This window comes from Arthrobacter sp. SIMBA_036, from assembly GCF_046535135.1.
In the GTDB taxonomy this organism is placed as follows: Bacteria; Actinomycetota; Actinomycetes; order Actinomycetales; family Micrococcaceae; genus Arthrobacter.
The window spans coordinates 445,393-465,097 of sequence record NZ_JAWRXG010000001.1 but is presented as its reverse complement, the minus strand read 5'-3'; the positions used below and the strand labels follow the sequence as shown (position 1 = coordinate 465,097).

The following is a 19,705-nucleotide window of genomic DNA, read 5'->3' as shown; positions in this document are numbered from 1 at the left end:
GCCGCTGCCCTGCCTGGGGCATTTCCTACTTGAAGCTGGCGCCCACGAGGCCACGCGTAGCCGCGACCAGCTTCATCGGATCAGAAGAACCTGCCGGGGGAATGTAGACCGCAACTGACTCCGCGAACTTCAAGACCATTCCCGTGGTGGTTTCCTTGCCACCGGCAAACACTGCCGAATCGTCCTGGAGTATGAGCTTGTCGCCTGCGGACTTCGGTGTTCCTTCAAAGGAGAAGTCGAGGCGGCCCACCACCAGTGCACCACCATCAGCGGTACGGAGCACCACGGTCTGGTTGGTGACCGGAGTGTGCGTGAAGGTGAAGTTGGCGCTGGTACCGCTTTTGACCGTGTCCGCCTGGTAGGCCAGGGCGCCGGCGATATATGGCGAAGCCTGGCCGTCGGCGAGCTTGCTGCGGTTCGGCGAAACAGGATTCGTCAGCATCTCCGACAAAATGCCCAACGCTTCGTTGCCGCTGTATTCCAAGCCGGTCTTGTCGCTGGCTTGGATCGCCGCCGTCCCTTCCCGGGGAGCCGGGAAGGACGGGAAGTTCGTGCCGGGCTGGAGCGGTGCGCTACCCCACAGTTTGTAGTTCTCGCGCGGTGAGAGCTGCACCAAGGTCAGCACCTGGGGAACCACGTTGCCGTCGCCCTGGGTCAGGGCGTAGACCGTGCGGGGCCAATCGCGCTTGGTGCTGATGACGCTGCTTTGAAGCTTGGTGGCGCGGATCGGCATCCGGGGTTCATATGCAGAGACCGTGGAGCGGATCTTGTAGTTCTGCGTCCGGACCAAGAGCTCCATCTTGTCAACCCTGGGCGCCAGCTTCGCGGCATCCTTGGCGGCATCTGCGGCGTCAACGGTGCTCGCTACCTGCTCGAGGATGCGCTGCAGTTGTGATTCGAGAATGACCGGCGTGCCCTTCCCCGCCGGAGAGGAAGCATCGGCCGACGGGCTCACGGTGCTGCTGGAGCTTGGGCTCGCCGTGCTGCTGGAGCTTGGGCTCGCCGTGCTGTTGGAACTCGGGCTCGCGGTGCTGGTGGAACTCGGGCTCGCGGTGCTGGTGGAACTCGGTTCCGGGGCTGGGGACGTATCAGCTTGCGCTGCAATAGCGGTGCCACCGACCATGACAGCTGCAAGCGCGGCAGCGACTGCCGTCACCCTCAACGCAGGCCCGTCAGTTTCGGAGCCACGACGACGGCTGGCATCCGTGGCCGGAAGGGCGCCCGACTGGGCAGGAAGCGTGCTGGTTTTCGCTCCCCCGTCCGGACCTTCGCCGTCGTTGTTGTTCTTCCGGTTGGACAGCGTCTTGGTGATGAATGGCAGTGCGATTCCTGCCAGCATGATGATGATGCCCAAGACGATGAAGGGGACAGCCCAGGGCGTGGTGGCGTGGTTGGGAACCGTCATGGAAATTGCCGAAGGCGCCGGCTTGGTACCGTCGCTGGCCACCAGGAGTGACCAGTCTCCGTCAGCAGGCGGGTTCCACGTGAAGTCGAGCTCGCCACTGCCGTTCTCGGTGCTCACCCACAGATCCGATCCGGCAGGCGATGGAGCTTTGGCTTCGCCGTCGGAGGAGGTCACCTGGAGCGACTTCTGGTCCTCGGAAACACCAGTCAGGGTATTGTGGGCGGTTTTGCCAACCCAAGCTTGGACGTCGTCGGGACGACCCGTAGCGACAACGAAGTTACCGTCACCTTGGATCTTGATCTTCACCGGCCCATCGTGCTGGGAAATCAGTTTTTGATCGATCACAGTCAGCGGGGCGGCCTTGGTGTCGCCGGGAACCGAAGCTGTCACGGTCTCTGGAGGGGCCCAAAAAGTCAGCTGGCCGATGCCGGCCAACATCGTCAGCAGGCCCAGCAGCACCAGCAAGGCTGCAGTCTTCAAACGCACAGGATCACCTATCATCAGCGGTCGTTGAACTTTAAGGGTAACCGTTTTGTTATCACGGAGTCAGATCGGGGGTCCTTGTCAAGGCCCTCGAAACCGCGCCGTGGCACAGCCGCTGCGTGATTCGCGGCTGCTGATAGTGTGGCGATGATCATGATATCCGCAGGACATTCGGGCACTTAAGCGTCAATTGGTTCCGTGTTGCCGCCCAATATCCACCCCATTCCATCGAAGAAAAGGCTGATACCGCGTGAAAGACCATCTGGAGTCCCGTCCCGCCGATGAGACCGGGTCAAGTGCTGCGGATGCTCCTGTCGACGGTATCTCCGCCACCCCGCCGGTGAGGACGGGGCGACTGGCCGCGATCAGCCGCCGGTTGCGCCAGCCCATCCCGGGAGCGCGGACCCGCATGCGCTTCGAGATGCCCCCGGAGGAGACCGGTGAGGGCTACGGCACGGACACCGAAACCGAGGATGATCACGGCTTCGGCTCCCCCGGCCCGCGGATCTCATCGCAGCACCCGCTCTACGTAGGATTCCTGGGCACGGCCGGCGTCGGTGCTGCCCTTGCCGTCTTTTACATCGCCAGCAACACCACGCAGCTCATCCTGTGGATTGTCGCAGCGCTCTTCATCGCTTTGGGGCTGGATCCCGTGGTCCGGTGGCTCGAGAACCACAAAGTCCCGCGGCCGGCCGGCATCCTTATTTCCGTCTCCGTCCTGGTGCTGGCCGTGGCCGGGTTCTTTGCCACGTTGATCCCGACCATCGTCGAACAGGTCTCGGAGATCGTCCGCCAAGGGCCGGAGTGGATTCGCAGCTTCCTCAACTCTGACTTCTTCCGTAGCGTCGATAGCCAGTTCGGGATCAGGGACCGGATCACCACTGAACTGGACAAGTTCGTCAAGGATCCGCAAGCCATGGGCGGCATCTTCGGCGGCGTCGTCGGCTTCGGCTCAACTGTGGCCAACGGCCTGTTCGGCTCGCTGATCGTCTTGGTCCTCAGCCTCTACTTCCTTGCAGCACTGCCCTCCATGAAGAAATGGGGCTACCGCCTGGCACCTCGATCGCGCCGCCCGAGGGTAGAGGCGCTTTCCGAGGCCATCACCGATTCCGTGGGTAACTACGTCATCGGCCAAGTCTGTGTTGCGCTCTTGAACGCCGCATTTGCCTTCATTGTCATGACCATCCTAGGCATCCCCTTCAGTGTTCTGTTGGCCTTCGTGGTGGCCCTGCTGGCGTTCATACCCTTGGTGGGTGGGCTCATCGCAGCAGTGGTGGTCATCTTGGTGGCCCTCACGGCCGGCTGGCAGACCGCAGTGGTTTACGCAATTGCCTACTTTGCCTACCTGCAGTTCGAGGCTTACTTCATCTCCCCACGCATCATGCAGAGGGCAGTCGCAGTGCCCGGAGCCGTAGCAGTGATTTCCGTGATCGCCGGCGGCAGCTTGCTCGGCGTCCTCGGGGCGTTGATCGCGATCCCAACGGCCGCGGCCACCATGCTGCTGATCAAGGAAGTCTTCATTGTGCGGCAGGACCGCCACTAGCCCGTCGCGACCGGGCTATGCCGTCGCAACCGGCCCCGCCCACTCCCGGGGCAGTCCGTCCACTCCCGCGCCCTCCGCCGTCACGTCGTCGACAATCTCGTCCAACACGCGCGCCGCATACTTCTCGCCGACCCAAAGGTGCTTGGCGCCGTCGACGCCCACCACCCTCGCCTGGGGAACCACGCTGAAGCGGCGGTGTGCCTCGGCTGGCTGCAAGTAGTCGTCGTGCTCCGGTACCAGGACGGTCAGGGGTTTGCCCGAGGCTGCCCACTCTTTCAGGTGGACGTCGGTGGCCCGATGCAACGGTGGAGACAACAGCACAGCACCTTCGATCTGTGATGCGACTGGCTCCGAAGCCCCATACATCAGGGCAAGTTCGGTGCCGAAGGACCAGCCAACCAGCCAGCGGTTTGGCAGGCCCCGTTCCACTGCGAAACGCACGGCGGCTTCGACGTCGTAACGCTCGCCGATACCCTCCTCAAACTCGCCGTCACTGACTCCTCGAGGCGATGCCGTGCCGCGGGTGTTGAACCTGAGAACAGCAATCCCGGCCAGTGCGGGAAGCCTGCACGAGGCTTTCCGGTAGACGTGAGAGTCCATGAACCCCCCGTGCGTCGGCAACGGGTGAAGCGTGATGAGGGTGGCGCTGATCTCCCCTGATTCGGGCAGCGCAAGCTCCCCCACCAAGACCTTCCCGTCCTGTGTGGTGAACTCCACATTTTCCCGCCGGGCGGGCAATACCGTGGACGCGCGGATGCCGGACGGAGCATCCTGGGAAGCGAAAACGAACGATGCGGGGTCGAAAGTCATGCTTCCAAGCCTACGGGCATCAGCGGTAGCGGTACGTCCGGGAAGCCCAGCAGTTCGTGTGCCAATGCCTACGTTCGGCCAAGCCGGCGGCTTGTCCGAACAGATGGCTATCGGACCACACCACCAAATGCGCAACGCCGGGCAGGATGGCCGTGGAGCAACCCGGGCAGATGTACTGCTTCTCCGCTTTCTTGGCCGTCATGGTCCGGACTACCCATTCGCCGTCCGGGGCACTTTCCCGCCGGACAATGCCGCCCCGTGCACGCTCAAGATCCAGTTCGACGGGAGGTTCCATCCACTTGCCCGCCGGCTTGGCGCCTCGCCCAGTGGACGTGTTGCGGCGGGGTCGGTTGGAGCGGGGCATGGTTCCATTCTGCCCCAGCATGTGCCATCCACACGGTAATGTTGGCCGCGTGCGACTCGTCATAGCCCGTTGTTCTGTTGATTACGTCGGCCGTTTGAAGGCCCACCTCCCCCTGGCCACGCGGCTCCTTGTGGTCAAGGCCGACGGTTCGGTCCTGGTGCATTCGGACGGCGGGTCCTACAAGCCGCTGAACTGGATGAGTCCGCCCGCCAAGCTCCGTGTGGGCACGCCCGAGGACACTGACCTCGAATCCGGGGTGATTGAGCAGTGGACAGTCCAGTCAGCCAAAGCCGACGACCGCCTCATCATCAACATCTATGAGCACCTGCACGACTCCTCCCACGAACTCGGGACCGATCCGGGACTCATCAAGGACGGCGTCGAAGCAGACCTGCAACGCCTCCTCGCCGAGCAGATAGAAACGCTGGGCACGGGCTTCTCGCTGATCCGGCGTGAGTACTTCACTGCCATCGGCCCCGTGGATATTCTCGCCAGGGACGCCACAGGGGCGACCGTGGCCATCGAGTTGAAGCGCAGGGGCGACATCGACGGCGTCGAACAGCTGACCCGCTACTTGGAACTGCTCAACCGCGACCCCCTACTCGCCCCGGTGCGCGGAATCTTCGCTGCCCAACAGATCAAGCCACAGGCCAAGGTGCTGGCCAACGACCGGGGCATCGACTGCGTCACGCTGGATTATGACGCCATGCGTGGTGTGGATGACAGTGGGTCAAGGCTGTTCTAAGCCCTTTCCCAGGGCCGCGGCTGCAGGCTACTAGACTCAGACCATGACTGCCGCAGATCATTTTGCCTCTCCGTCCGCGCCAAGCCATCAGATCGTCAAGGGGACGCTGGTCAGTGACGGTGAGGTGCTGGAGGACGGCTTGATCGCCATCGACGGCGACCGCATCGCGTATGCGGGGCCAGCCGCCGGCTTCGACCCTGAGGCTTTCGACGGATTCCAGAGCGCGATCCGCCTGGGCGTGCCGAGCGGAAGTTACCTTCTGCCGGGCCTCATAGACCTTCATTGTCACGGCGGTAACGGCGGCGACTTTCCCAGCGGAGAAGAGGGTTCCGCCCGCCAGGCCGTCGATTTCCTGCACCGGTCCGGAACAACCACCTTCCTGGCCAGCATGGTCACGGCCCCGCGCGAGGACCTCCTCCGCGGCATAGAGCTGTACGTCCAGCTGGCCGATGAGGGCTTGGTGGCAGGAATCCACCTCGAAGGGCCGTTCCTTTCCCATGCCAGATGCGGGGCGCAAAACCCCGATTTCCTGCTCGAGCCGGATCTCGACTTCATGGCGGAGCTCGCTGGCGCCGCGGGCGGGAAACTGACCACCATGACCTACGCGCCGGAACTGCCCGGTGCCGCAGCGCTGGTGGACCTGATGACCTCGCACGGCGTGACGCCCTCCTTGGGCCACACGGACTGCGACGACGCCACCGCGGCGGCGTCCCTGGCCGCCGCCCGCGAAGGAATGGAGTCCGCAGGGTTCGACGGCGTCAGCTCGCTGCCGACCGTCACGCACCTCTTCAATGGGATGCCTCCGATGCATCACCGCGCGCCGGGCCCGGTGGCTGCATGCCTTCGGGCCGCGCAAGAAGGAAAAGCGGTGGTGGAACTGATCGCGGACGGCGTCCACCTTGATCCGAGCACCGTTGCCACGGTATTCCAGTTGGTCGGAGCAGCCAATATCGTCCTGGTGACCGATTCCATGGCAGCAGCGGGACTGTCGGACGGAAAATACGTGCTGGGGCCTTCCTCCGTCACGGTCACCGACGGCATCGCCACGCTGGATGCCACCGGCTCCATAGCCGGGGGAACCGCCACCCTCCTCGATGTGGTCCGCAAGACTGTTGCTGCCGGCGTCGAACTGACAGATGCCCTCTGCTCAGCCACTGCTGTCCCAGCGGCTGTCCTCGGTCTCTCGGATGAGATAGGTGGCCTGCGCCGGGGCCTCCGCGCGGACATAATAGTGACAGACGCAGACCTTGAACTCACAGGCGTCATGCGAAATGGCCAATGGCTCTCTTAGCAATCCAAGCGTTCTCATAGCAATGCAGATTCGGATAGCCAGTGCACCGTTACCTTCTTTTTACCCTAAATTTTCTTGAATTACCCTAGAGACCGTTGACCTCCGGCAGAGCACATGAAAGTGTTATAGCAGTCTTTGTGTAGGTGGTTTTTCATGCTCGCAAGACGTGTTGCGAGCGTGAAGCTTCTGCGAATCCCGGCGGGCCCCGGCCTTTATGGAATCCAGGTCTTCTCGCGGAGCAACAAGGCCGGTACGAGGTGTACCGGACTAATGTTCCATAATGAGGAGAAATACATGGCACTGGGAACCGTCAAGTGGTTCAATGCTGAAAAGGGCTTCGGCTTCATTACCCCTGATGACGCAGATGGCGACGTCTTCGTCCACTACTCCGAGATCCAGACCGGCGGCTTCAAGACCCTCGACGAGAACCAGCGGGTTCAGTTCGAGATCGGTCAGGGCGCCAAGGGTCCCCAGGCCACAGGTGTCACCGTCGTCTAGTTCCATGTGGTGATTTCTGCACCCGCAGACTTTGGTAACTCATTGGCCCCGGTAAACTCCGGGGCCAATGCGTTTAATCCCGCCACCTGAATCGGATAGCAACCGCCATGCGTGTCGAATTAGAATTAAGCAACGCGAATAAACGTTGAGATTTCAACCAACCAAGGTCCGCAGCAACCGTGCTGAATGCCGGACCGACAATCCGGGAAGGTAAGCCCGGCTGAGGGCCCGCCCCACGGCAGGGAGGTCCAAAGGGTCCTGATAATACATGTACAAGGTCCGATACTCCGGTTGGAACCGTGATTTAAACGAGGCAAGGGACCTGAATCCATAAACGGGTTCCAACGCTTGTCCCACCACCTCCAATATTCCAGGCAACCCCTCTGCCTGTTCAATGTCGTTCTTCTCCGGCGTCAGGGGCGAGCCTGACAACGAGATTACTTCCACCGTTTCCCGCAGATGAAGCACTGCCGAAGCGATCATGAACTCCATGACTCCTGGAAAGGCACCACTGCGACGCCGCATGAAGTCCAAGGTCCAACTGACCACCCTGCCGTTTTCGAAGACGGGCAACCAACTTGTCACCCCATAAACACGGCCAGAGGCGTCCACCGCGACGCAACACAGAACATCAGGGTCTTCGAGCTCGTCGAGGCCGCCCAGCGTAAAGCCCATTTCAGGGATGCGCTTCTTCGCGGCCCACTCTTCCGAAACCTCGCTCACCTGTGCCCTGATGCCGTGCGGGAAGTCTGCGTACGCGCCCCATACAGCTTCGATCCCCATCTTGGCTGCGCGGTTCAGGGCAGTCCGCACGTTCTGCCACTCTTTGCCTCGAAAGACGAGTTCCCGAACACGCAACCGAGTTTCCTGGGCCACAGCCACCCGGCGGAATCCCCTGGCCTCCAACGCGGGCCATAGCTCCTCGGTACATGAGTACAGGCACGGTATCAGCGCCCGACGCGTGCAATCCTCCATGAATCCGTCCACGGTAGCCTGCTGCTGTTCACGCGATCCAAACGGTCCAGCCAAGGTAAGAGCCACATGGCCGTGCTGCTGATACGCCACTCCCCCGGTACCTTCGGGGTTGAACCAATATTTATTCGGAGCCCAAAGCGCCATCCAGGAGAGCGAATCGCCGCCAACCTTGACCAAGGCGCGCGCACGCTCCCTGCCGTGGTGATCCATAGCTCCCACGGGATGACGCCGAACCAGGAGCACCCAGACCCCTATCAAGGCCACCAGCCAGAAAACTGTCCCCGAATAGGAGAAAAGGAAGACTTCAAAGGCATCACGGTCCGCGAATACCTTTCGATACGCTGCCGGCAACGGGACCGGCAGGTACTGCCTGGCGAGTTCAGCCGCTAAACCCAACAGACCGCCGTCGCGCGCCATTCCCCCGGAGGCAAGCCAAACATCGGCATAAGCCAAGATGAGGATGCCGCCTGTCATGCCAACCAGCCAGAAGACCCGGCGTCGTAAGCGGGAGGAAGACTCCACCCTGAAATGGCCACGATAGGCAAACAGCAAGGAGGCGAGTACCAACGGAACAAGAACCACCGGCATCAGGTGCACGATGGCGGTGTCCATCGCGCCCACGCGAGGACGTCCTTGGGACAGGGCTATGCCTGCAAACAGACCGAGGTACGTCGCAGATAGTGCCACCACCAACAGTTGCACGCCGATCGCGATGCCCAGCGCCATCCGCCGGCCGCGACGCATGCCGTCAGCACAGATAAGAAGCAGTACTACCGGTACCACTGCCAGGGCGAGGCCGAAAGGACCGGGGTGGCCTTGCCGTGCTATTTCGAGGCAGGCTACATCGATCGTGCCGCCGCAATTGCCCTCCACTTGGCTCAAGGTGGGCAGCGGGTTGAGAATCACATCCCGCAGGAGGGCCAACGGCCCGGATGGACTGCTCGCCGCCGCAGCCACCAAGGGACCGACGGCGAAAATCGCCGTGACGAGAGAGAGCAGATTCCGGACCTCCCGGCCAGTGGAACGCCGCAACTGAAGACTCCCCCGGCTGCTCTGGGTCCATAGCCCGGCAATTAGGCCTATAAGGGCGCCAATAAGACCCATGACCGTCTCCGCATGGCCAACATAGAGGACCAAGAGAATGGACAGGGCCAGGACCGCGGTACGCAAGCGGCGTTGCCACAGGGTCGAGAAGAGGCCACTGGCAGCAAGAGTGGTCGCGAGGATAGCCCCATAAGGCCCGATAAGCGCTGTGTCGGCCATTCGCGACAGCCAACCATCATCGGCGTAAACCGCCACCTGGGTGATCATCAGGAAAGCGGATACGCAGGCGAATTGGCTACCTAAGAAGATGGCCGCGGTCTTCAACGCACCGAAACGGCGTTCAGCGAGACTTAGCAGGAACAGGATCATCAAGATCGACGTGACATAGGCCAAGGGATTCGTCGTGAAAAACAACGACGTCCAAATGGCCCACCACTGCCCGGCCTTCAGGCCCTCCAGCGTTGCGCCGGCGAACGGCAACCATGACTCAGGGGGACCTGCAAAGAAGGTGCCCGCTGCCAGGGACACTGATACGAACACCACCAGCACGAGCAAGGTGAAAGGCGATTTCCGCAGATGGCGGCCCATCCGGAACCATGCCGGCCGGATGAGGCTCCTGAAAGCCAAGCTCACCGTCCCGACCCCACGTCAGATGGAGCGTGAGACGACGAAATCCACCTCGGGACAGCATGCGGAAGGTGGATGCTAAAGGGTGCGATTCTCTTCTCCAAGCACATGGTATTTCCAATCCCTGGCCGGAGCCCCGCTCGAAAACAATGCTAGCGCCAGGTTCCAACCCCGATGACGGGTCCGGCTTCCAACCACGAGGACAGTCCGGCGTAAGCATCAAAATTCATGGCCAACATGAACTTGTTGCCTTCGTACTGAAGCTCCACGATCACGACGTCGGGCTGGACTTTGACGAGTTCGTCTTCCGTTGGTTTACGGCGGCCAAGGAGTTCAAGTGAACTGCGTTTGAACCTGTGCTTCGGAATCACGCTCAGCGACATCAGGCGGAACCACTCAAGTTCACTGTCCTGATAACGACAAACCCCCATCTGCCAACTGTTACCAGCTGTGCAAATGGAGGCATCGACCGTGCCCAGGGCACGCCGCAAATTGAAGCGGCGCACCCCGAAAAGGCACAGTGTAAAAATCAGCAACGTAAACGCCGTCGCCAAGGCGATGAACGGAATGAGGGAATCGTCCATCAAGGTCTTGCTATCGGATCCCCGCTGTAGCCGCTTCGCCCAGTTGGGCGTTGTCAGCGACAATGACCACACGGTTGTTGTCAACGGAGAAGAATCCACCGTCCACGACTACCGCAATTCGGTCACCGGAAACCGGCTGGATTGCCAGCTCGCCAGCGGCCATGATGGCCAAGAGCGGCGAGTGGCCCGGCAGGATTCCGATTTCACCATCGCTGGTGCGGGCCTTTACCATCTTGGCCGCGCCAGACCACACGAAGTGGTCTGCTGCAACAATCTCAACCTCGAGCTCGGCCATACTACTTGGTCTGTTCCTGGATCTTGGCCCAGTTACGCTCAACATCATCCAGGCCACCGACGTTGAAGAACGCCTGCTCTGCGATGTGGTCGAGTTCGCCGTCGCAGATTGCCGTGAAGCCTTCGACGGTGTCCTTGATGGATACCGTGGAGCCCTCGACGCCGGTGAACTGCTTGGCGGTGTAGGTGTTCTGGGACAGGAACTGCTGGATGCGACGAGCGCGGGATACGACGATCTTGTCCTCTTCAGACAGTTCATCGACACCGAGGATGGCGATGATGTCCTGGAGTTCCTTGTTCTTCTGCAGGATCTGCTTCACACGGACGGCCGTGTTGTAGTGATCCTTACCGATGTACTGGGGGTCCAAGATACGCGAGGTGGACGTCAGCGGGTCAACGGCCGGGTACAAACCACGGGAAGCGATTTCACGGGAAAGTTCCGTGGTCGCGTCCAGGTGTGCGAAGGTCGTGGCCGGTGCCGGGTCCGTGTAGTCATCTGCGGGCACGTAAATGGCCTGCATTGACGTGATGGAGTGGCCCTTGGTGGACGTGATGCGCTCCTGGAGAAGACCCATCTCATCCGCAAGGTTCGGCTGGTAGCCCACTGCGGACGGCATACGGCCGAGCAGAGTGGAAACTTCCGAACCGGCCTGCGTGAAGCGGAAGATGTTGTCGATGAAGAGCAGTACGTCCTGGTTCTGCACATCGCGGAAGTACTCCGCCATGGTCAGCGCCGAAAGCGCAACGCGAAGGCGCGTTCCCGGCGGCTCATCCATCTGGCCGAAGACAAGCGCGGTGTCCTTGAGAACACCTGCCTCTTCCATTTCAACCCAGAGGTCGTTGCCTTCACGGGTACGCTCGCCAACACCGGCGAATACCGAAGTACCACCGAAGTTACGGGCAACACGGGTGATCATTTCCTGGATCAGAACGGTCTTGCCAACGCCGGCGCCACCGAACAGACCGATCTTGCCACCCTTGATGTAGGGGGTGAGAAGGTCGATGACCTTGATGCCGGTCTCGAGCATCTCCGTGGAGCCCTCGAGGGAGGCAAAAGCCGGAGCCTTGCGGTGGATCGGCCAGTAGGCGTCAGCCTTGATCTCGGACTCTTCGACGTCCAGCGGCTTGCCGAGAACGTTGAAGATGTGGCCCTTGACGCCGTCGCCAACGGGCACGGAGATCGGAGCACCGGTGTCCTGCACGGTGGTCCCGCGGACGAGTCCGTCGGTGGCCTGCAGGGAGATAGCGCGAACAAGGTTGTCACCCAGGTGCTGGGAGGTCTCGAACGTGATGGTCTTGGTCTGGCCGTTGAGGGTGATCTCGGTGGTCAGAGCGTTATAAATCGAGGGGATTGCGTCAGCCGGGAATTCGACGTCGACAACCGGACCAATAACACGGGCAATGCGGCCGGTGGCACCGGCCGTTGCTACGTGTTCGGTAGCAGTGGCAGTCATCTCTCTCACTTCACTCAGTAGATGGCGTGGGGTTAAGTTTATCTGTTTGGTGCAGGTGCGGCTTCGAACCGAATCCGCGGCTGGCTAGGACGCTAGGGCGTCGGCGCCGGCAACGATTTCGGAAAGCTCCTGCGTAATCTCGGCTTGTCGGGCCGTGTTGCGAAGACGCGTGTACTTCTTGATCAAATCGGTAGCGTTGTCACCGGCCGACTTCATAGCACGCTGGCGGGCTGCGAGCTCGGAAGCCGCCGCCTGCAGCATTGCTGCGAAGATGCGGGATTCGATGTAACGCGGAAGCAGGGCATCTAGAACCTGCTCCGTTTCCGGTTCAAATTCGTACAACGGCAGCAAATCGGTCTCCGAGGGTGCTTCCTCTTCAACGACCTCGAGCGGAAGAAGACGAATAACCGTCGGCTCCTGCGTCACCATGGACTTGAAGCGGGTATATACGACGTGGATCTCGTCCACGCCGCCCTCTTCAAAGTCAGTGGAGAAGTCTTCCAGAAGAGCGGCTCCGACTTCCCTGGCTGTGGCGAATTCCGGCGCGTCCGTGCCACCGGTCCACACACGTGTGTAGGACCGGCCACGGAAATCGAAGTACGCCTGGGCCTTGCGGCCAACCAGGTATGCCTTGACTTCCTTGCCTTCTGCGTGAAGTAGCTCCGTCAAACCCTCGGCCTGCTTGAGCACACTTGCCGAGTAGGATCCTGCAAGGCCACGGTCCGATGTGATGATCAGGACTGCGGCCCGGCGGATCTGCTCCGGCTCGGTGGTCAGGGGGTGGTCGACTTCGCTCTGAGTTGCGACAGCAGAAACGGCGCGGGTAATCGCGTTCGCGTAGGGCAGTGAAGCTGCTACGCGGGCGCGGGCCTTACCAATGCGCGAGGTAGCGATCAGTTCCATCGCCTTGAAGATCTTGCGCATCGACGTCGTCGAGCTGATCTTCTGACGGTAGACCCGAATCTGGGCTCCCATACTTTTCCTTTCCTAAGTTCCCGATATGCCGCCCCGCCGAAGCCCTCTCGGACTCCGGCGGGGCAGCCAATCGAAACTAGCGCTTCTGCTTGACGATCTTTTCCTGGTCGACGTCGCCGCCGGAGATCGCTGCGTGCTCTTCATGGCCGGCGCCAACCAAGTGGTCGTCACCCTGCCCGAAGAAGCCCTTCTTGAAGGCAACAATTGCCTGCTTCAAAGCTGCAGCGGTGTCGTCATCCAGGACGTTGGTCTGTGCCAGCGTGGTCAGGATGGAGGACTGGTGCTTCAGGTGCTCGAGGAACTCGGACTCAAAGCGGTTGATGTCTTCAACCGGAATGTCATCCAAGTAACCGTTCGTGCCGGCCCAGATGGAAACAACCTGGTTCTCGACAGGGAACGGCGAGTACTGGCCCTGCTTGAGCAGTTCCATCAGACGCGCACCGCGGGTGAGCTGCTGACGGGAAGCAGCATCGAGGTCCGAGGCGAACATCGCGAATGCCTGCATGTCGCGGTACTGTGCCAGGTCCAGCTTCAAGGTACCGGAGACCTTCTTCATGGACTTGACCTGTGCAGCGCCACCAACGCGGGATACCGAGACACCAACGTCAACAGCAGGGCGCTGGTTGGCGTTGAAGAGGTCCGACTGCAGGAAGATCTGGCCATCGGTGATGGAGATCACGTTGGTCGGAATGTAGGCGGAAACGTCGTTTGCCTTGGTTTCGACAATCGGAAGACCGGTCATCGAACCTGCGCCAAGCTCGTCGGAGAGCTTTGCACAACGCTCAAGAAGGCGGGAGTGCAAGTAGAAGACGTCACCCGGGTATGCTTCGCGTCCCGGCGGACGGCGCAGCAAGAGCGACACGGCGCGGTAAGCCTCGGCCTGCTTGGACAGGTCATCGAAGATCACCAAAACGTGCTTGCCGCCGTACATCCAGTGCTGGCCAATGGCCGAACCTGCGTACGGTGCCAAGTACTTGAAGCCCGCGGGGTCAGATGCCGGTGATGCCACGATCGTGGTGTATTCCAGCGCGCCGTGGTCCTCAAGGGTCTGGCGGACGGCCGCGATGGTGGAAGCCTTCTGGCCAACACCAACGTAGACGCAGCGAACCTGCTTGGTCACATCTCCCGAAGCCCAGTTGGCCTTCTGGTTGATGATCGTGTCCACGGCAATGGCGGTCTTACCCGTCTGGCGGTCACCGATGATCAACTGACGCTGGCCGCGGCCGATCGGGATCATGGCGTCGATGGCCTTCAGTCCGGTCTGCATCGGCTCGTGAACAGACTTGCGCTCAGTGACGCCGGGAGCCTGTAGTTCGAGGGCACGCGTGCCTTCGGCTTTGATCTCGCCAAGGTCATCGATCGGCTGGCCCAAGGGGTCAACGACACGACCGAGGAAGGCATCGCCTACCGGCACGGACAGGATCTCACCGGTGCGGTGAACTTCCTGGCCTTCTTCAATCCCGGTGAAGTCACCGAGGATAATGACACCGATCTCGCGGACGTCAAGGTTCTGGGCGAGGCCCAGCGTGCCATCTTCGAAGCGAAGGAGCTCGTTCGCCATGACCGAGGGAAGTCCCTCAACACGGGCGATGCCATCACTTGCGGCGGTCACACGACCAACCTCTACGCGCTCAGCGTTTCCGGGTTCGTAGGACGCCGCGAACTCGTTCAACGCATTACGGACGTCGTCGGCGTTGATGGTCAATTCGGCCATCTGCAGTCCCTGCTCTCCTGTTTTCGTGATCATCGTTGCTCACGATGACCGGGTTTTATATCAGTTAAGTTGTGCTTGCCTTGACTAGCCAGCGAGCTGACGGCGGAGTTCACCCAGACGGGCAACAACCGAAGCATCAAGTACTTCGTCACCCACCTGGACACGTACTCCACCAATCAGGGCAGGGTCAACATTGACGTTGACCTTGAGCTCACGGCCGTAAAGTGCGTTCAGCCCGGCATGCAGGCGGCTGGCCTGCGCATCCGTCAACGGACGGGTGACGCTGACGGTTGCGATCCAGCGCTGCCGACGCTTGGCTGCAAGCTTGGCAAAAGACTCGACCAGCTTGCTCGGCTTGACACCTCGCGGCTGGGTTACGGCCTGTTCAATGAGAACCTTAGCTTCCTCGCTGATGCCGGGGACGAGGTTCTCCACCAGCGCAACCTTGGCTGCGGCCGATGCTTGCGGCTCAGACAGAGCACGTTGTACTTCGTGGCTGGAGGCGACAATCTGGTTGAAGGCAAACAGATCGTTTTCCAGCTCTTCCAGCCCCGTGATACCGGAGGCAGAAACAGCCGACTTGTTTTCAGCTACCGCGATGACAACCGTGGCGGCAAGAGTCTCGAGTGCATCGCCGATATCACGGGCCGATGCCCAGCGTGAGCTGGCCAATCCGCCTGCAATTTCAGCAGCATCAGCGGAGACTTTCCCGCCAACGAGCTGCTTGACCAGCGCCGACTTCTCGTCTCCGCTACGGGAGGGGTCAGTCAAAGCGCGGCGCAAGCCAGCCGAGCTGTCCACCGTACCCAGGATGCCGAAGAGGTCCTTAGCCAACTGCAGCGAGGCAAAAGGAAGCTTCGCTTCCAACTGCGCCAGGGCTGTGGTCAGCGATCCGCTCGATATACCTGCCATTACTTAGCTGCACCTGCGTTCTGGGTCTCCAGATCTGCCAGGAAACGGTCAACAACCCGTGCAGCCCGCTCGTCATCGGTAAGTGCTTCGCCGACGATCCTGCCAGCCAACGTGGTGGCAAGCGTGCCGACTTCGGAGCGGAGCGAGACAACAGCTGCCTGGCGCTCCGATTCGATGGCGGCGTGCGCCTGCTCCGTGATGCGGGCAGACTCTGCAGCGGCCTTCGCCTTCAGGTCCGCGAGGATCTGCGCACCTTCGGCGCGTGCTTCTTCGCGGATGCGGTTGGCTTCGGCGCGGGCATCGGTGAGCTGCTGCTTGTACTCTTCGAGAGCTGCCGATGCTTCGGCCTGTGCCTGCTCAGCCTTGGCAATGCCACCTTCGATCGCTTCGGCGCGCTCTGCGTAGGTCTTTTCGAACATCGGGACAACAAACTTGACCACGATGTACAGAAGGACTGCAAAGCCGACGAGGACGACGCCCATTTCCCAGACGTTGGGAACGAGCGGGTTAGTCGCCGCGGTGTCGGTGGTGGCGGCTGAGATGATTTGCTGCTTCATATTTCACCCGTCCTATCTACTCGTGTGTGGAATTCGCTTGGTTCTTCGGTTTACTTGAGAACGAAAGCGAAGACCAGGCCGAGGATGGCGAGGGCTTCAGTCAGTGCAAGGCCGAGGAACGCGATCGGCTGGAGCACGCGCTGGGCTTCCGGCTGACGTGCAACACCGTTGATGTACGCGGCGAACACGAGACCCACACCGATACCACCGCCGATGGCCGAGAGACCGTAGCCGATGAGGTTGAGGGAGCCGTTGATGGAGCCTTCCATTTTTTCTTCCTTTCAAGATGCCGCCCGTGCGGCAGGTTGTTTGGGTTGCTTCATCCCCGCAAGGGGAAGTTTTCGGAGCCTAGTGGCTATCGGCGTGCAGGGCGCCTTCGATGTAGATCGCGGTCAACAAGGTGAACACGTATGCCTGCAGGGCCATGATCAACGCCTCGAGCATGTACATGGCAATTGCGCCCACCAAGACCAGGACCGAGGCGCCCTTGAGAAGGACGTTCTCCTGCATCACCAGGAATTCGATGCCGGATCCGGCGAGCATGACGATAAGGTGGCCGGCCAGCATGGTGGCGAACAGACGAAGGCTGTGGGTGACCGGGCGGACCAGGAAGTTGGAGATGATTTCGATCGGTACGACGATCAGCAGGATGTACCACGGGATACCCGAGGGAACCGTTGCGAGCTTGAAGTACCTCAAGCCGTTCTTCCTGACACCGATGGCGATCCACGTGATGAAGACGATGCCGGCAAGGACGTAGGCGCCGCCAACGTGCGAGAAGCTGGGGAGCTGGAGCACCGGGATTGCGCCGTAGATGTTGTTCACCAAGATGAAGAAGAACAAGCTGAACAGCAGCGGGACGTACTTGATGAAGTCCTTACCGCCAATAATGTCCTTGGCGATGCTGTTGCGGACGAAGCCATAAGCCATTTCGCCTGCGAACTGCAGCTTGCCGGGAACCAGCTGCCGCTTACGAGCGGCGAGGATGAAGAATGTAGCGATAATGACGACCGAAAGAATCACCAGCAGCATCTGCTTGGAGAAACCGTCGTGCGCACCCCAAGGCAGGATTGCCGGCAGGTGCAGTTCGTCGATTCCGGGTGGGGTGAATGACCCCGAATCCTGGGCGGGGAGCGCAAGCGCGATCAACGCGTTTCCTCTCTGCTGTGTCCATCATTGGGCATTGGTTGAAATCCGGTCGCGTTCAACGCATCCAAACTCCGTGTTAAATTATTTGGCATTACTGTCCCCGTCCGTAGGCGGACCGCCGTCTGCGTTGCTCTCGCCAGTTGGGGATCTATGACTGGTGAGGCCGTGCATATGGGAAAGATAGAACCCTCCTGCGGCTCCCAGCAGAGCGCCGAGGAGCACAATCCAGCGGGTCCCCCACAGATTATCCAAACCCCAGCCTATCAAACTCCAGACAATGATCCCGCCAACGATGTAGCTGAAGACGGCGATGCCGGCGTTGTATCCGCCGTCGTTTCTGTCCTCAAAGACCTCGTGCGGGTTGATCCCGCCGGAGGAATCGCCAGAGGCGCCGGAACCAGGCTTACGCGGTGTCATCGCGACCGCCCTTCGGGCTTGGAGGATCATTGAATATCTGCAGCCGGGCTTTGCTGAAACCGTAGATTTCCGCCGCTTGCCAGAAAACCACCGAAACCACGGCTCCGATGAGGAACCATCGGCCATGCAGCCAAGAGGGTGCTCCGATGGCGAAGAGGACCACGGCGAATCCGATGACCTTCACGAAGTAGGTTGCAACAAATAAGCCGACGGCACCGGAAGGATTGCTTCGGCCGACGAAGTGCCCGATCAACAGGCTGATGGCGAAGAACGCCATGACCAGGGCAGCACCAAAAGCAACCGAAAGGGCTCCCAGCCCGCCATTGATGAACCCTGCGATCACGCAGGTGATGGCGGTGGCCACCAAGGCCGCTCCGGCGCTGAGTACCAAGAGACGGAGCCACAACGAGGACGTCTCCCCAACGGGTCCAAGACGACGTCTTCCGGACGGGCGTCCGGTTCCGGCGTTGGATGTCATGGGGATACCAATCGTCGTGACACATGTGCAGGCGCATATGACAAGTTCTCAAAGGGGATACGGGCGAGTGACTGTCCGCTCCCCAAATTCTACATGAGATAGAACTGTGCTGAAAACGGACCTTTAACTACTTCCCGGCCATTTGGAATTCCGGGTGAAGTACGGCCATGCGGTGACGGCGGCCATGACCAAGGTTGCCGCGGCGACCATGGTGATGACGATTTGCCAAGGGAAGACCGCGAAGGCGACCCCACCGAATGCCAGGATGCAGGTCCAGACATAAAGCATGACGACGGCGGTGCGGTGCGAGTAGCCGAGGTCAACCAGCTTGTGATGGAGGTGCCCCCGGTCCGCCGACCACGGAGATTGTCCGCGCGCCGTCCTTCGGATGACCGCCATGCCCAAGTCCAGCAGGGGAAGTGACAAAACGGCGAAGGGCAGCAGGATGGGGACAACCGTGGGTATGCCGTTGGCTCGATCGTAAAGTCCAGAGCCGATTTGGCCCGTTGCCACTACGCCGGCTGAGGCCATGAGCAATCCGATCAGCATGGCCCCGGAGTCCCCCATGAAGATTTTGGCCGGATACCAATTGTGGGGAAGGAACCCGAGGCAGCTACCCACCAGAATGGCCATGAGGAGGGTGGCCAGATCTGAATTGTCCGTGGATGGATTGTTCCGGTGCACCCAGTAGGCCGTCAGGAAGAAGGCACCTCCGCCGATGGTGGCCACCCCCGCCGCTAACCCATCAAGGCCATCAATGAAGTTCACGGCGTTCATGGTGGTAACAATCAATCCGGCCGTAAGGACGATCTCCACGACGTCGGAGTTCAGGACTATGGGTTCCGGGATGAACGGCACTACGGACATCCGGACGCCCCAGATAGCCACAATCAGCGCTGCGGCGGCCTGGCCCATCAGCTTGATCCACCAACGGATGTCCAGGATGTCATCGGCCACACCCACTGCAACGATCACGAGCGCCCCGATGAGTATCCCCCAGGGGCCGCCATTGTGACGGAAGATGTCTTTCACGAAGAACGAATTGCTGGCAACCACCAGGGCCACGAAGAAGCCGGCGAAGATACCGAGGCCGCCGAGCTTGGAGATAAGGACCGAGTGCATGTCCCGGCTGCGGATAGGCCGGTAAAGCCGGAGTTTGTTTCCCAGCACGCGAGCCCCCCACGTCCCTGCATAGGCAACCAAGGCAGCTGTCAAGGCCATCAGCAGGTACATGATCATGTGGCGGCTCCCAAGAACTGCCCGTTGACCAAACCAGAAACCTGGAGGTGCCGTTGGTATCGGCGTGATGCGTGGTTGCCTTCTCGATGCGGGCAGCTCAAGGTGGGGAATTCTGTCTGTCGATAAATGGAACTACTCCGTCGCCAT

The 19,705-nt window shown here is 60.8% G+C and carries 20 protein-coding genes; 4 read left to right on the top strand and 16 right to left on the bottom strand.

From position 1 onward, the window contains the following. Positions 1-25: 25 nt before the first annotated feature. Entirely contained in the window at positions 26-1,906 is a 1,881-nt protein-coding gene (locus SB659_RS02145) for a hypothetical protein (protein ID WP_410549329.1), read from the bottom strand. Between the two features lie 232 nt (positions 1,907-2,138). Between SB659_RS02145 and SB659_RS02140 the strand changes: the two genes are divergently transcribed. Further along, positions 2,139-3,431 carry an AI-2E family transporter gene (locus SB659_RS02140; RefSeq protein WP_410549328.1) on the top strand — a complete coding sequence of 431 codons (1,293 nt, stop codon included), beginning with the start codon at positions 2,139-2,141 and terminating at the stop codon, positions 3,429-3,431. Between the two features lie 15 nt (positions 3,432-3,446). Here the strand turns inward: SB659_RS02140 and SB659_RS02135 are convergent, their stop codons facing one another. Next, positions 3,447-4,241 carry an alpha/beta hydrolase gene (locus SB659_RS02135; protein ID WP_410549327.1) on the bottom strand — a complete coding sequence of 265 codons (795 nt, stop codon included), beginning with the start codon at positions 4,239-4,241 and terminating at the stop codon, positions 3,447-3,449. 19 nt (positions 4,242-4,260) lie between these two features. Continuing rightward, entirely contained in the window at positions 4,261-4,605 is a 345-nt protein-coding gene (locus tag SB659_RS02130) for an ATP/GTP-binding protein (protein WP_284979673.1), read from the bottom strand. Between the two features lie 49 nt (positions 4,606-4,654). On the opposite strand from SB659_RS02130, the gene nucS reads away from it, so the two are divergent. From nucS to SB659_RS02115, 3 genes are all read left to right on the top strand, one after another. Beyond that, entirely contained in the window at positions 4,655-5,350 is a 696-nt protein-coding gene (nucS, locus tag SB659_RS02125; protein WP_284979674.1) for an endonuclease NucS, read from the top strand. A 43-nt stretch (positions 5,351-5,393) separates the two neighbouring features. After that, positions 5,394-6,641: an N-acetylglucosamine-6-phosphate deacetylase gene (gene nagA / locus SB659_RS02120; RefSeq protein ID WP_284979675.1), complete on the top strand. Its 1,248-nt coding sequence runs from the start codon at positions 5,394-5,396 to the stop codon at positions 6,639-6,641. Positions 6,642-6,935: 294 nt separating this feature from the next. Then, a complete protein-coding gene (locus SB659_RS02115) occupies positions 6,936-7,139 on the top strand; it encodes a cold-shock protein (protein WP_017199737.1) in 204 nt (67 codons plus the stop codon). A gap of 153 nt (positions 7,140-7,292) precedes the next feature. Here SB659_RS02115 and SB659_RS02110 read toward each other — a convergent pair whose 3' ends face one another. The 13 genes from SB659_RS02110 to SB659_RS02050 all read right to left on the bottom strand — a co-directional run bounded on the left by SB659_RS02110 (position 7,293) and on the right by SB659_RS02050 (position 19,558). Continuing rightward, complete coding sequence (locus tag SB659_RS02110) at positions 7,293-9,746, bottom strand: bifunctional lysylphosphatidylglycerol flippase/synthetase MprF (RefSeq protein ID WP_410549408.1); 2,454 nt, start codon at positions 9,744-9,746, stop codon at positions 7,293-7,295. A 191-nt stretch (positions 9,747-9,937) separates the two neighbouring features. After that, positions 9,938-10,369: a DUF2550 domain-containing protein gene (locus tag SB659_RS02105; RefSeq protein WP_284975357.1), complete on the bottom strand. Its 432-nt coding sequence runs from the start codon at positions 10,367-10,369 to the stop codon at positions 9,938-9,940. Positions 10,370-10,379: 10 nt separating this feature from the next. Further along, the gene (locus SB659_RS02100) at positions 10,380-10,664 is read right to left on the bottom strand and encodes a F0F1 ATP synthase subunit epsilon (protein ID WP_284979677.1); all 285 of its coding nucleotides are present in this window, start codon (positions 10,662-10,664) and stop codon (positions 10,380-10,382) included. A gap of 1 nt (position 10,665) precedes the next feature. Further along, positions 10,666-12,117 carry a F0F1 ATP synthase subunit beta gene (gene atpD / locus SB659_RS02095; protein WP_284975355.1) on the bottom strand — a complete coding sequence of 484 codons (1,452 nt, stop codon included), beginning with the start codon at positions 12,115-12,117 and terminating at the stop codon, positions 10,666-10,668. A gap of 84 nt (positions 12,118-12,201) precedes the next feature. Next, complete coding sequence (locus SB659_RS02090; protein ID WP_284975354.1) at positions 12,202-13,092, bottom strand: F0F1 ATP synthase subunit gamma; 891 nt, start codon at positions 13,090-13,092, stop codon at positions 12,202-12,204. Between the two features lie 76 nt (positions 13,093-13,168). Then, positions 13,169-14,806 (bottom strand): F0F1 ATP synthase subunit alpha, encoded by a 1,638-nt coding sequence (gene atpA, locus SB659_RS02085; RefSeq protein ID WP_284975411.1) that lies wholly within the window; start codon positions 14,804-14,806, stop codon positions 13,169-13,171. 84 nt (positions 14,807-14,890) lie between these two features. After that, positions 14,891-15,718, bottom strand: coding sequence for a F0F1 ATP synthase subunit delta (locus SB659_RS02080; protein WP_410549326.1), 828 nt, complete (start codon positions 15,716-15,718; stop codon positions 14,891-14,893). Next, positions 15,718-16,275, bottom strand: coding sequence for a F0F1 ATP synthase subunit B (locus tag SB659_RS02075; RefSeq protein WP_284975352.1), 558 nt, complete (start codon positions 16,273-16,275; stop codon positions 15,718-15,720). Before SB659_RS02075 ends, SB659_RS02080 begins: the two co-directional genes overlap by 1 nt. A 50-nt stretch (positions 16,276-16,325) precedes the next feature. Continuing rightward, the gene (gene atpE, locus SB659_RS02070) at positions 16,326-16,544 is read right to left on the bottom strand and encodes an ATP synthase F0 subunit C (RefSeq protein WP_003804776.1); all 219 of its coding nucleotides are present in this window, start codon (positions 16,542-16,544) and stop codon (positions 16,326-16,328) included. 79 nt (positions 16,545-16,623) lie between these two features. Continuing rightward, positions 16,624-17,424 carry a F0F1 ATP synthase subunit A gene (gene atpB / locus SB659_RS02065; protein WP_284979679.1) on the bottom strand — a complete coding sequence of 267 codons (801 nt, stop codon included), beginning with the start codon at positions 17,422-17,424 and terminating at the stop codon, positions 16,624-16,626. Between the two features lie 81 nt (positions 17,425-17,505). Continuing rightward, positions 17,506-17,841 carry a hypothetical protein gene (locus tag SB659_RS02060; protein ID WP_410549325.1) on the bottom strand — a complete coding sequence of 112 codons (336 nt, stop codon included), beginning with the start codon at positions 17,839-17,841 and terminating at the stop codon, positions 17,506-17,508. Next, entirely contained in the window at positions 17,828-18,319 is a 492-nt protein-coding gene (locus SB659_RS02055) for a hypothetical protein (RefSeq protein WP_284979681.1), read from the bottom strand. Before SB659_RS02055 ends, SB659_RS02060 begins: the two co-directional genes overlap by 14 nt. Positions 18,320-18,442: 123 nt before the next feature. Further along, positions 18,443-19,558, bottom strand: coding sequence for an MraY family glycosyltransferase (locus SB659_RS02050; RefSeq protein WP_284979682.1), 1,116 nt, complete (start codon positions 19,556-19,558; stop codon positions 18,443-18,445). Positions 19,559-19,705 lie beyond the last annotated feature (147 nt).

Bases quoted from the DNA above. Each gene is read 5' to 3' on its own strand.
- SB659_RS02145 (WP_410549329.1), bottom strand. From the start codon at position 1,906: ATGATAGGTGATCCTGTGCGTTTGAAGACTGCAGCCTTGCTGGTGCTG.
- SB659_RS02135 (WP_410549327.1), bottom strand. From the start codon at position 4,241: ATGACTTTCGACCCCGCATCGTTCGTTTTCGCTTCCCAGGATGCTCCG.
- SB659_RS02130 (WP_284979673.1), bottom strand. From the start codon at position 4,605: ATGCCCCGCTCCAACCGACCCCGCCGCAACACGTCCACTGGGCGAGGC.
- nagA (WP_284979675.1), top strand. From the start codon at position 5,394: ATGACTGCCGCAGATCATTTTGCCTCTCCGTCCGCGCCAAGCCATCAG.
- SB659_RS02115 (WP_017199737.1), top strand. From the start codon at position 6,936: ATGGCACTGGGAACCGTCAAGTGGTTCAATGCTGAAAAGGGCTTCGGC.
- SB659_RS02110 (WP_410549408.1), bottom strand. From the start codon at position 9,746: ATGGGCCGCCATCTGCGGAAATCGCCTTTCACCTTGCTCGTGCTGGTG.
- SB659_RS02105 (WP_284975357.1), bottom strand. From the start codon at position 10,369: ATGGACGATTCCCTCATTCCGTTCATCGCCTTGGCGACGGCGTTTACG.
- SB659_RS02100 (WP_284979677.1), bottom strand. From the start codon at position 10,664: ATGGCCGAGCTCGAGGTTGAGATTGTTGCAGCAGACCACTTCGTGTGG.
- atpD (WP_284975355.1), bottom strand. From the start codon at position 12,117: ATGACTGCCACTGCTACCGAACACGTAGCAACGGCCGGTGCCACCGGC.
- SB659_RS02090 (WP_284975354.1), bottom strand. From the start codon at position 13,092: ATGGGAGCCCAGATTCGGGTCTACCGTCAGAAGATCAGCTCGACGACG.
- atpA (WP_284975411.1), bottom strand. From the start codon at position 14,806: ATGGCCGAATTGACCATCAACGCCGACGACGTCCGTAATGCGTTGAAC.
- SB659_RS02080 (WP_410549326.1), bottom strand. From the start codon at position 15,718: ATGGCAGGTATATCGAGCGGATCGCTGACCACAGCCCTGGCGCAGTTG.
- SB659_RS02075 (WP_284975352.1), bottom strand. From the start codon at position 16,275: ATGAAGCAGCAAATCATCTCAGCCGCCACCACCGACACCGCGGCGACT.
- atpE (WP_003804776.1), bottom strand. From the start codon at position 16,544: ATGGAAGGCTCCATCAACGGCTCCCTCAACCTCATCGGCTACGGTCTC.
- SB659_RS02060 (WP_410549325.1), bottom strand. From the start codon at position 17,841: ATGACACCGCGTAAGCCTGGTTCCGGCGCCTCTGGCGATTCCTCCGGC.
- SB659_RS02055 (WP_284979681.1), bottom strand. From the start codon at position 18,319: ATGACATCCAACGCCGGAACCGGACGCCCGTCCGGAAGACGTCGTCTT.
- SB659_RS02050 (WP_284979682.1), bottom strand. From the start codon at position 19,558: ATGATCATGTACCTGCTGATGGCCTTGACAGCTGCCTTGGTTGCCTAT.